17 protein-coding genes are annotated in these 13460 nt (G+C 67.3%); 11 read left to right on the top strand and 6 right to left on the bottom strand.

Annotated elements, in window-relative coordinates:
* Positions 1–4 precede the first annotated feature (4 nt).
* The 5 genes from BZF57_RS09960 to BZF57_RS09940 all read right to left on the bottom strand — a co-directional run bounded on the left by BZF57_RS09960 (position 5) and on the right by BZF57_RS09940 (position 4527).
* Complete coding sequence (locus BZF57_RS09960) at positions 5–1351, bottom strand: cadherin repeat domain-containing protein (RefSeq protein ID WP_086737333.1); 1347 nt, start codon at positions 1349–1351, stop codon at positions 5–7.
* A 186-nt stretch (positions 1352–1537) separates the two neighbouring features.
* Positions 1538–2764 (bottom strand): serine palmitoyltransferase, encoded by a 1227-nt coding sequence (spt, locus tag BZF57_RS09955; RefSeq protein WP_086737331.1) that lies wholly within the window; start codon positions 2762–2764, stop codon positions 1538–1540.
* Between the two features lie 14 nt (positions 2765–2778).
* The gene (locus BZF57_RS09950) at positions 2779–3021 is read right to left on the bottom strand and encodes an acyl carrier protein (RefSeq protein WP_086737329.1); all 243 of its coding nucleotides are present in this window, start codon (positions 3019–3021) and stop codon (positions 2779–2781) included.
* A gap of 125 nt (positions 3022–3146) precedes the next feature.
* Complete coding sequence (locus tag BZF57_RS09945) at positions 3147–4058, bottom strand: hypothetical protein (RefSeq protein ID WP_086737328.1); 912 nt, start codon at positions 4056–4058, stop codon at positions 3147–3149.
* A gap of 106 nt (positions 4059–4164) precedes the next feature.
* Positions 4165–4527, bottom strand: coding sequence for a response regulator (locus BZF57_RS09940; RefSeq protein WP_086737326.1), 363 nt, complete (start codon positions 4525–4527; stop codon positions 4165–4167).
* Between BZF57_RS09940 and BZF57_RS09935 the strand changes: the two genes are divergently transcribed.
* Genes BZF57_RS09935 through BZF57_RS09915 form a run of 5 tightly spaced genes read left to right on the top strand, consistent with a single transcriptional unit; the run spans position 4511 to position 7807 of the window.
* Positions 4511–4861: a DUF3572 domain-containing protein gene (locus BZF57_RS09935; RefSeq protein ID WP_240505937.1), complete on the top strand. Its 351-nt coding sequence runs from the start codon at positions 4511–4513 to the stop codon at positions 4859–4861. The two genes, BZF57_RS09940 and BZF57_RS09935, sit on opposite strands and share 17 nt — an antisense overlap.
* The gene (locus BZF57_RS09930) at positions 4858–5478 is read left to right on the top strand and encodes an HAD family hydrolase (protein ID WP_086737324.1); all 621 of its coding nucleotides are present in this window, start codon (positions 4858–4860) and stop codon (positions 5476–5478) included. The genes BZF57_RS09935 and BZF57_RS09930 overlap by 4 nt, the downstream gene beginning before the upstream one ends.
* Before the next feature lie 3 nt (positions 5479–5481).
* The gene (locus tag BZF57_RS09925; RefSeq protein WP_086737322.1) at positions 5482–5937 is read left to right on the top strand and encodes a RidA family protein; all 456 of its coding nucleotides are present in this window, start codon (positions 5482–5484) and stop codon (positions 5935–5937) included.
* On the top strand, positions 5934–6662 hold the full coding sequence (locus BZF57_RS09920; protein WP_086737320.1) for a glycerophosphodiester phosphodiesterase family protein: 729 nt from the start codon (positions 5934–5936) through the stop codon (positions 6660–6662). The genes BZF57_RS09925 and BZF57_RS09920 overlap by 4 nt, the downstream gene beginning before the upstream one ends.
* A complete protein-coding gene (locus tag BZF57_RS09915; protein WP_420810189.1) occupies positions 6659–7807 on the top strand; it encodes a GNAT family N-acetyltransferase in 1149 nt (382 codons plus the stop codon). The genes BZF57_RS09920 and BZF57_RS09915 overlap by 4 nt, the downstream gene beginning before the upstream one ends.
* Here BZF57_RS09915 and BZF57_RS09910 read toward each other — a convergent pair.
* Positions 7804–8124: an SEL1-like repeat protein gene (locus BZF57_RS09910; protein ID WP_086737318.1), complete on the bottom strand. Its 321-nt coding sequence runs from the start codon at positions 8122–8124 to the stop codon at positions 7804–7806. The two genes, BZF57_RS09915 and BZF57_RS09910, sit on opposite strands and share 4 nt — an antisense overlap.
* A gap of 264 nt (positions 8125–8388) precedes the next feature.
* Here BZF57_RS09910 and dksA point away from each other — a divergent pair, with 264 nt between their 5' ends.
* From dksA to kynU, 6 genes are all read left to right on the top strand, one after another.
* Complete coding sequence (gene dksA / locus BZF57_RS09905) at positions 8389–8847, top strand: RNA polymerase-binding protein DksA (protein ID WP_086737316.1); 459 nt, start codon at positions 8389–8391, stop codon at positions 8845–8847.
* 190 nt (positions 8848–9037) lie between these two features.
* Positions 9038–9415, top strand: a complete 378-nt coding sequence (locus BZF57_RS09900) for a PilZ domain-containing protein (RefSeq protein WP_086737314.1) — start codon at positions 9038–9040, stop codon at positions 9413–9415.
* 83 nt (positions 9416–9498) lie between these two features.
* Entirely contained in the window at positions 9499–10962 is a 1464-nt protein-coding gene (locus BZF57_RS09895; RefSeq protein ID WP_086737312.1) for an ABC transporter substrate-binding protein, read from the top strand.
* Positions 10963–10967: 5 nt separating this feature from the next.
* The gene (locus BZF57_RS09890; protein ID WP_086737310.1) at positions 10968–11390 is read left to right on the top strand and encodes a DUF4112 domain-containing protein; all 423 of its coding nucleotides are present in this window, start codon (positions 10968–10970) and stop codon (positions 11388–11390) included.
* A gap of 37 nt (positions 11391–11427) precedes the next feature.
* A complete protein-coding gene (locus tag BZF57_RS09885) occupies positions 11428–12219 on the top strand; it encodes a tryptophan 2,3-dioxygenase (RefSeq protein ID WP_086737308.1) in 792 nt (263 codons plus the stop codon).
* A complete protein-coding gene (gene kynU / locus BZF57_RS09880) occupies positions 12216–13439 on the top strand; it encodes a kynureninase (protein ID WP_086737306.1) in 1224 nt (407 codons plus the stop codon). Before BZF57_RS09885 ends, kynU begins: the two co-directional genes overlap by 4 nt.
* The last annotated feature ends 21 nt before the right edge of the window (positions 13440–13460 follow it).

The following is a 13460-nucleotide window of genomic DNA, read 5'->3' as shown; positions in this document are numbered from 1 at the left end:
CGGGTCAGGCGGCGTCGATCCGGAACAGCTCGCCGTCGGCGTCGAGAATGAACATCCGCCCCAGATCGTCAGTCGTGAAGGCCACCGGGGCTTCGATCGCGCCGGCATTCGGCGCAAAATCGGCTCTCCGGCGGTCCATCTGCGGCGGGCCGAGCAGGAAATTTGTGGTGAGATCGCTGAACCGCACCGACCAGAATGCGCCGCTGCGGTCGCCGAACACGAAGCGGTTGTCGAGATCGGCAATCGGCCCGCGATATAGCCCGCCGAAGATCACCCCCGTGCCCTGATCGGGGCCGGTGCCGAAGCCGTAGGCGATCTTGGGCCCGTTGATCGCGGCAGGCGGGTTGGTGCCGATGCCCTGCGTGCCTTCGCGCCCCGGCCAACCGAAGTCGAGCGGGCGCGCGTCGGGCAGGAAGAAGGTGAGCTCGTGCTCGATCGACGCGCCCTGATCGCTCAGCAGGATCTCGCCATTCACCGCCCCTGCCCCGCCCGAGCGGCGGATGCCGGTGCCGATCACCTGCACGTTATAACCTGCGCGCGTGGTAGAGGCCCCGGCGAAGGGGTCTTTCTCCTGAAGGAAGATCAGCTTGCCGAGCGGCGAGGCGGGGTTCTGGGTGAAGGTGCCGCCTTCGTCCGACAGGGTCATATGCAGATCGCCGCCCGGCAACCCGCGCACCGGGCCGGAGAAGATCGCCGCCGAAACCAGCGCCGATCCGCTGGGAATCACTTCAGTTTCGTCCAGCGCGGAGCGGGTATAGCATTGCACGAACACGCGCCCGTCAGCCTCCTGCACCACGGCATGCAATCCGCCGTAGAAATTGCTCGGCCGCGAATAATAGGTGATTGCCAGTACCCGCCCGCGCGGACGGCTGGCGAAGATATCGGCCAGCAGCGTGCGCGCGCCGGTGGTGCCGTCGACCTCGAAAATCTCGCCCGTGGTCTGGGCCAGGGCGATCTTGCCCGCAGGCGCACCGATGACGAGCAGCTGGCCGAGGCCGACCGGGTTGGAGAACCCGCTCGCCACGCGTGTGACGGCGATCCCTTCCTTGCTGTTGGTGACAGTGACCACCAGATCGGCGCTCGATATCCCGCCGCGGCCGTCGCGCGCTTCGATGGTAAGGTTGTAGATATTGTCGCGGCCGGCATCGGCAGGCCGCTCGAAATCGGCTGCGTTGCGGAAGGTGAGGCTGGCGCCGCTGACGGTGAAGGCGCCCGCGTCAGCGCCGCCAGTGACAGCAAAGCTGACCGCATCGCCATCAGCATCGCTGGCGGCGAGGTTGAGGGCGATGGTGGCGTTCTCGGTGATGCTGGCCGTGCCGGCCGAGGTGATCTGCGGCGCGCGGTTGGCCACTGAGCCGCCGCCCCCGCCTCCGCCACCTCCGCCGCATCCGCTCACAACAAGAGCCACCGCGCCAGCTGACGCGACAAGGAACGTCCGGCGAGCGGGAGAGACGAATGACATGGCGTGCGACCCCTTGAAATACAGGGGCAAATTATCCGCGCCTAAGCGAAAGGCAACCGCCTTTGCGCGCTTTCGTCAGATAATCCCGATCGCCTTGCCCGCGCGCTCGAACATGCCGAGGATCGTCTGCACCTGCTCGGAGGAATGCTCCGCGCACAGCGAGCAGCGCAGCAGGGTCATGCCGGCCGGCGTTGCCGGGGGACGGGCGAGGTTGACGTAGAGGCCCTCCTTCAGCAGCGCCTCCCACATCATCGCGCCGCGCTCCAGATCGGGCATGATGACGGCGATGATCGCGCTCTGCGGGGTTTCGGTGCCGAGCTTGAAGCCGAGGTCACGCAGGCCCTTGTGCAGCGTGCGGCTGTTCTCCCACAGATGCGCGCGCTTGTTGCTGCCGTGCATCAGCTTGCGGATCGATGTGGCCGAGCTCGCCATCACCGCGGGCGGCAGCGCGGCGGTGAAGACATAGGGGCGGCACACCAGACGCATCACTTCGAACTTCGGATGGTTCGAGACGCAGAAGCCGCCGACCGTGCCGACGCTCTTGGAGAAGGTGCCGATGATGAAGTCGACATCGTCGAGCACGCCCTGCTCTTCGGCGACGCCGCGGCCGTGTTCGCCGATGAAGCCCATCGAATGGGCCTCGTCGACCAGCACCATCGCGCCGTGGGCCTTGGAGATGCGCACCATTTCCTTGAGCGGAGCGACATCGCCCATCATCGAATAGACGCCTTCGAGCACCACCAGCTTGCCGGCACCCTCGGGGACGCGCTTGAGGCGCTTCTCGAGCGCTTCGACGTCGTTGTGCTTGAACGGCACGACCTCGGCGTCGCCCATCTTGCAGCCATCCCAGATCGAGGCGTGGCTATCGATATCGAGGATGATGTAGTCGCCCTTGCCCGCCAGCGTCGAGATCACGCCGAGGTTGGCCTGGTAGCCGGTCGAGAAGACCATCGCGTGGTCCATCCCGTAGAACTCGCGCAGCGCCGCCTCGACATCGCGGTGGTCGCGGAAGGTGCCGTTGAGCACGCGGCTCCCGGTGGTCCCCGCGCCGAAGGTTTCCATCGCTTCCTTGCCCGCCGCGATCACGTCGGGGTCGAATGTCATGCCCATGTAGTTGTAGGTGCCGAGCAGGATCGTGTCGCGCCCGTTGCAGATCGCGCGGGTGGGCGAGAGCACCTTCTCCATCACGAGGTTGAACGGGTCTTCCACCCCGGCGGCAAGCAGCTGCTCGCGGGTTTGAATGATCGGGTCGAACTTCGCCAGCAGGTCGACGGGCTGAACGGGGGCGATGGTGTCAGTCATGGGGAAGGCCCTTATCAGCTATCCTGCAGCTTGTGGACTGCCGCGACGAGCTGGCCCCAGTTTTCGATCTCGGCCTGCTGGTTCATGCTGATGATGATGTCGAACTCGTCCTCGATCGCGGCGACGAAATCCATCACCGTGAGGCTGTCGAATTCGAGATCGCCGGCAAAGGTGGTCGCGTCCTCGATGGCGATGCCCTTCTTGTTGAAGGGCTCGACGAGAGTACGGATGGAGGCGTCAACGTCTGCGGGGGTCATGGGGCGGAAGCTTTCGTCTGGTCGGCGGGCACACGCCCGGAGCTACGGCTGCAAAGCGGCGGATGATGCAGCTTGTCAAGCTTTCGCCGCTTTGCGCAGGGCCATAGCACCCCGCGCCCGGCGCGTCAGTTGCGCAGACGGATGCGGCAATCGCTCCCTTGCGCCTCGCACTGCGCGGCATAGGCGGCGACCACCGAACGCGGCACGCGTGACTGGAAAGCGCCCGGACCGAGGTTGTAGAGACCCTTGAGATAGGCGCGGTCGAAGTCGGTGAGCGCGGGCGGGGCGGTGCCCGGTTCATCCGCGAACAGGCTCAGGATCGAGGGCACGTCGACTGCATCGAAGGCGATCTGGCGGCGCGGGGTGCCGAGGATGTGGAGCGCGGCGTGATCGGCGATCTGGTCGAGCGTCGCCCCGCCAAGCCGGCCGGCGTCATACATCACCACCGACAGCGTCTTCGGCCGGTAGAGCGCAGCCGTGGTGCGCGTTGCGGCAATATCGGGTGCCACAGCGAGGCCGAGGTCGTTGAAGCTCGACCCCTGGCTGTTGGCCGCGCCAAGCACGTTCCACCACACCACCGGCTTGCCGCCGCGCACATCGTCCCGCAGGCGGCGCGCGTGGACATCGCGGAAGGGCAGGATGCCGACGAGATCGAGCCGCGTGCTCACCAGCGTGTCGTACATCCGCTCGGGATCATCGACCACGATCACCAGCGCATTAGTCCGGCATCCCTCCTGCGGCGGCGGGAGGCCGGCTTCGAGCGAAGTGCGCGTGATCCGCTCGGCCACGACGCGCGCCTGGTCGGGCGCGATCCCCGCGACCTCGACGCACAGCGGCTGGTAAAAGCGCGGGATGGTGTCGGTCACCGAGAGCGGGGCGGTGAGCTGTTCGAGGTTCTGCTTGAACACCTGCCGCGCAAGCTCGCGCTGGCCGAGCACCTCGATCTCGGTGATGTCGGAGGAGGGCGGAGGAATCTCGCGCTCCTGCGCCGCCACCAGCGCCGGCAGGGCCGCCAGAGCGGAACCCAGAGCAAACATGACGGAAGCACGCGCAACCAAACCCGCATCCCCTAATCTGCTATTTTTGTTAGATAAAACTAGCAGTCCGGCGATGAATGGCGGATGAATTTCCGCCCCGCGTAGATCAGACCAGCGCGTTCACCGCGTTCATGAAGGGGCCGATCGACACGGGCTTGGAGAGATAGCCCTCCGCCCCCGCCGCGCGGATGCGCTCCTCGTCGCCCTTGGCGGCGAAGGCCGTCACCGCCAGCACGGGAATGCCCGACAGCCGCCTGTCGCGTTTGGCGGCCTCGATCAGGTCGACGCCCGAAACGCCGCCCAGCTGGATGTCCATGATGATGAGATCGGGCGTCACCGCGCGCGCCGTGTCGAGCACCTTGTCGCCCTCGGCCACCGGCTCCACCTCGAACCCGTTGGCGCGAAGCACGTCGCAGAACAATTTCCGGTTGAGGTCATTGTCCTCGACAACCATGATCCGCTTTGTCACTGAACGCCCCGATTTGCCACCCGTGCTCCCCGATTACCCCTTGCCGAAGGACAGGACAATCCCGCATCGTCCCGCATCCGAGCCCGCCAACCCGCAGGTTCTCGCGCTCGCCGCGCTCGGCTGGGTGCTGGAATGCGAGGATCGCGCCGCGCGCTACCTTGAACTGACCGGGCTCGATCCCGATTCTCTGCGCACCGGGCTGGGCGATCCCATGATCCTTGCCTCGGCGCTCGAATTTCTCGCCAATCACGAACCCGATCTGATCCGCGCGGCCGAGGCGCTTGCCGTCACGCCCGAGGAACTGGTCGCCGCCAAGGACGCTCTCCAAGCATGACCCGCCCCCTGATCATCTCCGATTGCGACGAAGTGCTGCTGCACATGGTCGCTCCCTTCAAGGACTGGCTGGAGGCGAGCCAAGGCGTCAGCTTCCACCTCGAAGGCCACAATTTCGCCGAGGCGCTGCGCTGGCAGGCGACCGGAGAGCTGCTGGCCCCGCCCGATATCTGGAAGATGCTGCGCCTCTTCTTCGACAACGAGATGGATTCGCAGATGCCGATTGCCGGCGCGGTCGAGGGGATCAACACGCTGGCCGAGAAGGCCGATGTGGTGATCCTGACGAACCTTGTGGACCACCACCGCGACGCGCGCGCCGAGCAGCTCGCCAAGGTCGGGATCAACGCGCGGGTGTTTACCAACCAGGGCCCCAAGGGTCCGGCGCTGAAGGCGATCATCGAGGAATATGCGCCCACCAAGGCGCTGTTCATCGACGATCTCGCCCAACACCACGCGAGCGTTGCCGAGGTCACCCCGCACGTGACCCGGCTCCACCTGTGCGGCGAACCCATGATCGCCCACGCCATTGATTGCGCCCACAAGGCCGGCCACGCCGAAGCCCGCATCGACCGCTGGGACGAAGCCCTGCCGTGGCTGCTTGAACGACTGGAGAACTGAGACATGACTGTTGCTGCCAAACTCGCCGAACTCGGCATCACCCTGCCCAAGGCCGCCGCGCCGGTCGCGAGCTATGTGCCGGTGGTGGTGCATGGCGGTTTCGCCCACGTCTCGGGCCAGCTGCCCTTCGTGGACGGGCAGGTGGTGAAGGGCCGGCTGGGTGACGACGTCTCGGTCGAGGCCGGACAGGCCGCCGCGCGTGCCTGCGGTCTCATGATCGTCGCGCAGCTGGAAGCCGCGGGCCTGCTCGAAAAGGTCGAGCGGATCGTGAAGCTCGGCGCCTTCATCAACTGCACCGCCGACTTCACCGACCAGCCCGAAGTCGCCAACGGCGCATCGGACCTGATGGAGCAGGTGTTCGGCGAGGCGGGCAAGCACGCGCGCGCCGCCGTGGGCGTGCCCGCCCTGCCGCGCGGCGCGGCGGTGGAAGTCGACGCGGTGGTCGCGCTCAAGGCATGACCGCAAGGCGCGCTCCGGACTGGCTGACGCAGTGGGAATTTGCCCACCGCGGTCTGCATGGTCCGGAGGTGCCCGAGAATTCGCTCGCCGCAGCAGAGGGTGCGATTGCGCGCGGCATGGGGATCGAGTGCGATATCCAGCTGGCCGGAGACGGCGTGCCGCTGGTGTTCCACGACTGGGACCTGCCGCGATTGACGGGCGCCGAGGGCATGGTCGCCCGGCACACCGCCGAGGCGGTCGCGGCGCTTCACCTGATGGGCACCGATCAGCGCCCCCCGCTTCTTGCGACCTTCCTCGACAAGGTGGGCGGACAGGTGCCGCTTCTGATCGAGGTGAAGTCGCTGCCCGGCTATGATGTCGAGCGTTCGTGCCGCGTCGTGGCTGAGCAATTGGCGCCCTATCGGGGTGACGTTGCGGTTATGAGCTTCGATCCCCGTGTCCCGATGTGGTTCATGGGCAATGCGCCCGACGTTACCCGCGGGCTGGTCGGCACCGACTCCTATGAAAACGGGTTCGAGGGCGAATGGCGCAAGCCCGAGGTGCTCGCCGCCGCGCAGCCCGATTTCCTCGCGATCGACGTGCGCGACCTCGACCGGCCCGAAGCCGCCGCGTGGCGCGCGCGGGGCGGAGTGCTGCTCACCTGGACCGTCCGCTCGCCCGAGACCCGCGCGAAGGGGCTCGCCCTTGCCGATGCGCTGATCGCCGAAGGGGAAGGGCTGGCGTGAGCGCCGAGGCACCCGGGCCCGAGCTGACCGTCCGCATCGCAGACTCGGTCGGCGCGTTCGACCGCGACGCGTGGAACGCGCTCGGCGGCAACGACAATCCTTTCGTCTCGCACGAATTCCTGACCGCGATGGAGGATTCGGGTTCGGTCGGCCGCGGGACCGGCTGGGAACCTGCTCCCATCGCCATCACTGACGCCGCCGGCGGACTGCTCGCCGCGCTGCCATCCTACGCCAAGGGGCACTCGCAGGGCGAATATGTGTTCGACCATTCGTGGGCGGACGCATGGCACCGGGCAGGGGGGCGCTACTACCCCAAACTCCAGATCGCCGCGCCCTTCACCCCGGCGACGGGGCCGCGCCTGCTGCTGTCCGACCCCGCCCTCGCGCCGCATCTGCTCAAGGGCGCCGAGGCGGTGTGCCTCCAGAACAAGCTGTCGAGCGCCCATGCGACCTTCATCGAACCCGCGCAGCTGCCGATGTTCGAGGACGCGGGCTGGTTGCCGCGCTCGGACATCCAGTTCCACTGGTTCAACCGCGGCTATGCAACCTTCGACGATTTCCTCGGCGCGCTCTCGTCAAGGAAGCGCAAGGACCTGCGGAAGGAGCGCGCGGCCGCCACCCAGGGCCTCACCATCCGCCACCTGACCGGCGCCGAGATCCGCGAGGAGCACTGGGACGCTTTCTGGGTGTTCTATCAGGACACCGGCGCAAGGAAGTGGGGTAGCCCCTATCTGACGCGCGAGGCCTTCAGCCTGCTGGGCGAGCGGATGGGGGAGCGGATCGTGCTGATCCTCGCCTATGACGGGGACGAGGCGATTGCGGGGGCGCTGAACTTCGTGGGGAAGGAGGCACTCTACGGGCGCTACTGGGGCTGCACCCGCGAGGTGCGCTTCCTGCATTTCGAGCTGTGCTACTATCAGGCGATCGACATCGCGATTGCCCGCGGCCTCGCGCGGGTCGAGGCGGGCGCGCAGGGCGGGCACAAGCTCGCCCGCGGGTACGAGCCGGTGCAGACATGGTCGGCGCACTGGATCGCCGATCCGGGCTTCCGCGCGGCGGTGGCCGATTTCCTCGAACGCGAACGCGCCGGGGTGGCGAGCGACCAGCTTTACCTCGGCAGCCGCACGCCGTTCAGAAAGGCCTAGGCGGCGCGCAGGCGGCCTTCGGCGAGCCACTGGCGCGCGCGGCGCTGGGCTTCGGCGATTTCGCGGGCGGTCATCTCTTCCGAGATGTCGGCGCGGCAATGGGCCGCTTCCTCGTGACCGCGCGCGGCAGCGAGGTTGAACCACTTGTGGGCTTCGATCAGATCGCAGTCCGCGCCGTTGCTACCCGTCGAGAAAGCCACGCCCAGGTCAAAGCAGGCCCCCGCTTGACCCCGTCCAGCCTCCGCCAGCCAGGCTCCAAGCACGTCCTCGCCCGATGTTTCGCGTGAAACATTCGCTCCGATTGCAATGATTGTCATATCCGGTCCCCGTATTCACCGGATCGCCCCCGAGCGACCCTCCTGTAACCGGAGAGCTCGGCCATTATGGTCAAAAATTGGTTAACGCGATTCACGCTCCGTCTTTTGCCCCGCTGGCTTGCCAAAGCCGCTTGTGCGGATTTGGGGCCTTCCCTATAGGCGGCGCAGTGCTTTCCGCTTGCTGGGACCAAGTGAGCCAATGAAAAAATTCAAGGCGTCAGGACGCGATGGTCTCCCCAGCGGCACAGGGGATGAGAGAGCTTGATGCCCACCACCGCGTCTGACGATATCGATGTCCTCGAAAAGGCCAAGCGCCTGCTCGCGCCGGATTACGTGCCGAGCGAGGACGAAGAATACATGAACGACCGCCAGCAGGCCTATTTCCGGATGCTGCTGATCGAATGGAAGCGTTCGATCCACTCCGCGGCGGGGCAGACGCTGCAATCGCTGCAGGACGGGCCGATCCGCGAGGCCGACCTCACCGACCGCGCTTCGAGCGAGACCGACTGGGGCATCGAACTGCGCACCCGTGACCGCCAGCGCAAACTCGTCTCAAAGATTGACGCCGCGCTGTGCCGGATCGACTCCGGCGAATACGGCTATTGCGAGGTCACCGGCGATCCCATCGGCCTGCGGCGCCTGATCGCGCGTCCTGTGGCGACCATGACGGTCGAGGCGCAGGAAGCACACGAACGCCGTGAAAAGGTCTCGCGCGACGACTGACCGGTAACGCCCCCGCGGCGATCTGTGCCGCGGTGGGACGCCCTGCAACAAGCAGGGGTTGCGGAGGGCGCACTTTACCTCGCGTTAACCGCGAATGCGTCACCACCGGTGGCGCGCACGCTCGGCAAGGCATAGGTTGCATCGGCCGGTTTGCGGCGCGCTATGTTCGACGAAGGAGGCGATCCGGAAGATGACGGGGGTTGAGACACGAAGTGTCGCACGCGACAGCCTGTTTCTGCTGGCTGACATTCGCGTCGAACAGAACGCCGAGGCGCACCGCGTGCGTGTGCGCAACCTGTCGGATGGCGGGATGATGGGTGAGGGCCAGCTGCGCGTGCAGCGCGGGCACCGCGTCACGGTCGAGCTGCGCAACGTCGGTGCGGTCAGCGGGACGGTGGCCTGGGTGCAGGACAACCGCTTCGGCGTCGCCTTCGACGAGGAAATCGATTCGCAGAAGGCGCGGCGTCCGCTTCAGGGCGTCGAGGATCCGGCTGCGGCGATCGTGAAGCCCTCCTGGGCCCACCGCGCGCCGCCTCCGCCCCAGCCGAACACGCTGCGCAAGATCTGACCCTTGCATTTTCGGGGCACTGCGCATGCCTCGTGCTGTCCCGCAAGCTGACCGCTGCCGATCAACCTGCTAGGCAGAGGCCGATGCGATTCTGGCTGCCCCTGATTGCTGCGCTGACGCTGTCCGCCTGCGGGCCCTCGAACGGAGGAGGGCCGCTCGAAGTGGCGATCATTGGCGCGCCGGACAGCCTGTTCCAGCAGGGCATCCGTCTCTCGCCCGCAGCCCAGCACATCCGCGCCGCGACGCAGGAAGGGCTGGTCGCGCTCGATCAGGCCGGCCAGGTCGTCCCCGCCATCGCCGAACGCTGGATCGTGACGGACGACGGGCTGAGCTACATCTTCCGCCTGCGGGACAGCCAGTGGCCGGGCGGCGAGGAGATTTCCGCCGAGGACGTCCGCGCGCAGCTGCGCCAGGCGATCGGCCGCACGCAAGGCACCTCGCTCGGGCTCGATCTGGCCAAGGTCCGCGATATCCGGGCGATGACCGGGCGCGTGATCGAGGTCCGGCTGACCGCGCCGATGCCCGATTTCCTGCGCGTGCTCGCCCAGCCCGAACTCGGCTTTGCCAAGAACGGCAGCGGGGCGGGGCCGATGGCGCTGTCGCGTGACGACAAGGACAAGAGCGCCCGTCTCGCGGCGCTGCCGCCCGAATCCCGCGGCCTGCCCGCGCGCGAGGACTGGGAGGACGTCGCTCGCCCGGTCGAAGTCAGGGCGCTTTCGGCCGAGGCGGCAGTCGCCGCCTTCTCGCGCGGCGACGTCGATCTGGTGATGGGCGGCACCATCGTCGATTTCCCTAAGGCCGAGGCCGGGCCGCTGTCGCGCGGGACGATCCAGGTCGATCCGACGATCGGCCTGCTCGGCCTTATCGTGAAGCGCGAAACCGGCGTGCTCGCCGATCCGGCACGGCGCGAGGCGCTGTCGATGGCGATCGACCGGCAGGCCCTGATCCAGAGCTTCGGCCTGTCCGGCTGGCGCGAGAGCACGTGGGTCGTGCCGCCCTATGCCTTCAGCGCGCCTTTCTACGGTCCGGATCGCTGGAACGGCGCGTCTATCGAGGAACGACGGCGGGTTGCGGCGGCCCGCATCGCAGCCTGGGCCGGGCCGGGGCGCGAGCCGGTGGTGCGCGTCGCTCTTCCGCGCGGGGCGGGCAGCGACCTCCTGTTGCGCCAGCTGGCCGAGGCGTGGAGCACCATCGGCGTCACCACCCGCCGCGCGCGCCCCGGCGAGGCGGCCGATCTCGAGCTGCGCGACACGCTCGCGCGCTTCACCTCACCGCGCTGGTATCTCAACCAGTTCAACTGCGGGCTCGCCACGGGCCTGTGCGCGCCCAAGGCCGATGCGATCGTGCGCCAGACCCTGTCGGAGCGCGATATGGCCCGCCGCGAGGAGCTGCTCGCCGAAGCCCATAAGGCGTTGGTCGAACGCGAGGTCTACATCCCCCTCGGCGTTCCCGTGCGCTGGTCGCTGGTGCGCGGCTCGATCCGCAACTACCAGCCCAACGGCTGGGGCTTCCACCCCTTGTTCCCGCTTTCGCAGCCCACCACATAGGAGGCATGGACAAGCCCATGCCCGATCGCCCCGAACCGATCCGCTTCGCGCTCCCCGCAGGCACCGACCCCGCCTCGGTGCGCGCCCGCATCGTCCTGCTGGAGCGGCTGCTCGAACGCAGCTTCACCATCCCGGGCGTCAACATGCCCGTCGGTCTCGACGCGATCATCGGCCTCGTGCCGGTGCTCGGCGATGTCGTGACCACCGCGATGGGAGCCTATATCGTCTGGGAGGCGAAGAACCTCGGCCTGCCGAAGTGGAAGCTCGCGCGGATGAGTGCCAATGTACTGTTCGACACCGCGATCGGCGCGATTCCGGTCATCGGCGATGCGGCGGACCTCGTGTTCCGCTCGAACTCCAAGAACCTCAGGATCCTGCTCAAGCACATCGACAAGCACCATCCCGAGACGCGGGTGATCGAGGGCTAGTTTCCTCCTGCGGCGCAGCGCGCTAGGGACGTCAGCCATGAGCGCCGATGTCACCTACGCCAGCTATCTCGATCTTGGCCGCATTCTCGAAGCGCAGCACCCTGCGTCCGATGCACATGACGAGCTCTTGTTCATCATCGTCCACCAAGCAAGCGAGCTGTGGCTCAAGCTGTGCCTGCATGAACTGACCGCCGCGCGCGCGTGCATCGAGGCGGACGACCTCAGGCCCGCGTTCAAGATGCTCGCCCGGGTCGCGCGGGCGCAGCAGCAGCTGATCCAGAGCTGGGATGTGCTCAGCACCATGACCCCGCACGATTACTCGGCGATCCGCCCGCATCTGGGCGCATCGTCAGGGTTCCAGTCGGCGCAGTACCGGATGATGGAGTTCATGCTCGGCGGGCGCGACGGGAAGCATGTGCGCCTGCACAAGAGCAATGCCGACTGGGCGGAGCGGCTGGAGGCGGAAGCTGGCCGCGCGAGCCTCTATGATGCCGCGATCCGCCTGCTGGCGCGTCGGGGCATTGCCATCGACGCTGCCGTGCTGGCGCGCGATCCTGCCGCAGCTTACGTCGCCGACCCCAGCGTCGAGGCGGCATGGGCTGCGATCTACCGCGACCCGCAGGCGCACTGGGATCTCTACGAACTCGCCGAGAAGCTGGTCGATCTCGAATACCACTTCCAGCGCTGGCGTTTCGGGCATCTGAAGACCGTCGAGCGAATCATCGGCTTCAAGCGCGGCACCGGGGGCACGCCGGGGGTGCCCTATCTCGAGGGGGTGCTGAAACAGGCTTTCTTCCCCGAGCTGCTTACCGTCAGGACCGCGATATGATCCCCGAAACCCGCGCCGCCGATTTCGACGCCGCCGATCCGCTGGCAAGCTATCGCGAACGGTTCATCCTGCCCGAAGGGGTGATCTATCTCGACGGAAACTCGCTCGGAGCGCTACCCAAGGCCACCCCTGGACGGGTGCAAGAGGTGGTCGAAAGGGAGTGGGGCGAGGGGCTGATCCGCTCGTGGAACACGGCAAGCTGGTTCGACATGGCGACCCGCATCGGGGGCAAGATCGCGCCGCTGGTGGGCGCACAGCCGCACGAGGTGATCGCCTGCGATTCGACGAGCGTGAACCTGTTCAAGCTGATCGCCGCCGCACTCCAGATGCGCCCGGGCCGCAAGGTGGTGCTGTCCGAGCCCGGCAACTTCCCGACCGATCTTTACATGATCGCAGGCCTCGAAGCGCAGGGCCTCGCCGAGCGGCGGCTGGCGGAGCGCGAGCGGCTGGCCGAGGCGCTCGATGGCGATGTCGCGCTGCTCACGCTGACCCATGTCCACTACAAGACCGGAGCGCTGTTCGACATGGCCGCCCTGACCCGCGCGGCGCATGAGGCGGGCGCGCTGGTGCTGTGGGACCTGTCACATTCGACCGGGGCGCTGCCCGTCGACCTCAACGCGGTAGGCGCGGATTTCGCAGTCGGCTGCGGCTACAAATATCTGTGCGGCGGTCCGGGGGCACCCGCCTTCGCCTTCGTCGCCGAGCGACATCAGGCGAGCCTCAAGCAACCGTTGACCGGCTGGTTCGGCCACGCCGCACCCTTCGCCTTCTCGGACGATTATGCCGGCGCTCCGGGGATTGAGCGGATGCAGTGCGGCACACCGCCGGTGCTCGGCCTCGCGGCGCTCGAAATCGGGGTCGATTTGATCGCCGAGATCGGCGCGGCGCGGCTCTATGCCAAGTCGCAGGCGCTGTCGGAGTTCTTCCTCGAAAGCCTGATGGCGCATGAGGTGCAGATCGAGCTGGTCAGCCCGCCGCGCGCCGGCGAGCGCGGGAGCCAGCTCTCCTTCCGCCACCCCGAGGCTTACGCGATCTGCCAGGCCCTGATTGCGCGCGGCGTGATCGGCGACTTCCGCACGCCCGACGTGCTGCGGCTGGGCTTCGCGCCCGCCTACCTGAGTTTTGCGGATATGGCCGCCGCCGCCCGCCACCTCGCCGAGGTGTTGGCGAGCGGGGAGTGGCGGCGCGAAGAGTTCAACCAGCGCGCGGCGGTCACGTAAAAACCCTCGTCATCCCCGCGC

Source organism: Erythrobacter colymbi (assembly GCF_002155685.1).
In the GTDB taxonomy this organism is placed as follows: Bacteria; Pseudomonadota; Alphaproteobacteria; order Sphingomonadales; family Sphingomonadaceae; genus Erythrobacter; species Erythrobacter colymbi.
Note: the sequence above shows the minus strand (reverse complement) of the source record. Positions and strands in the feature narration are given on the sequence as shown.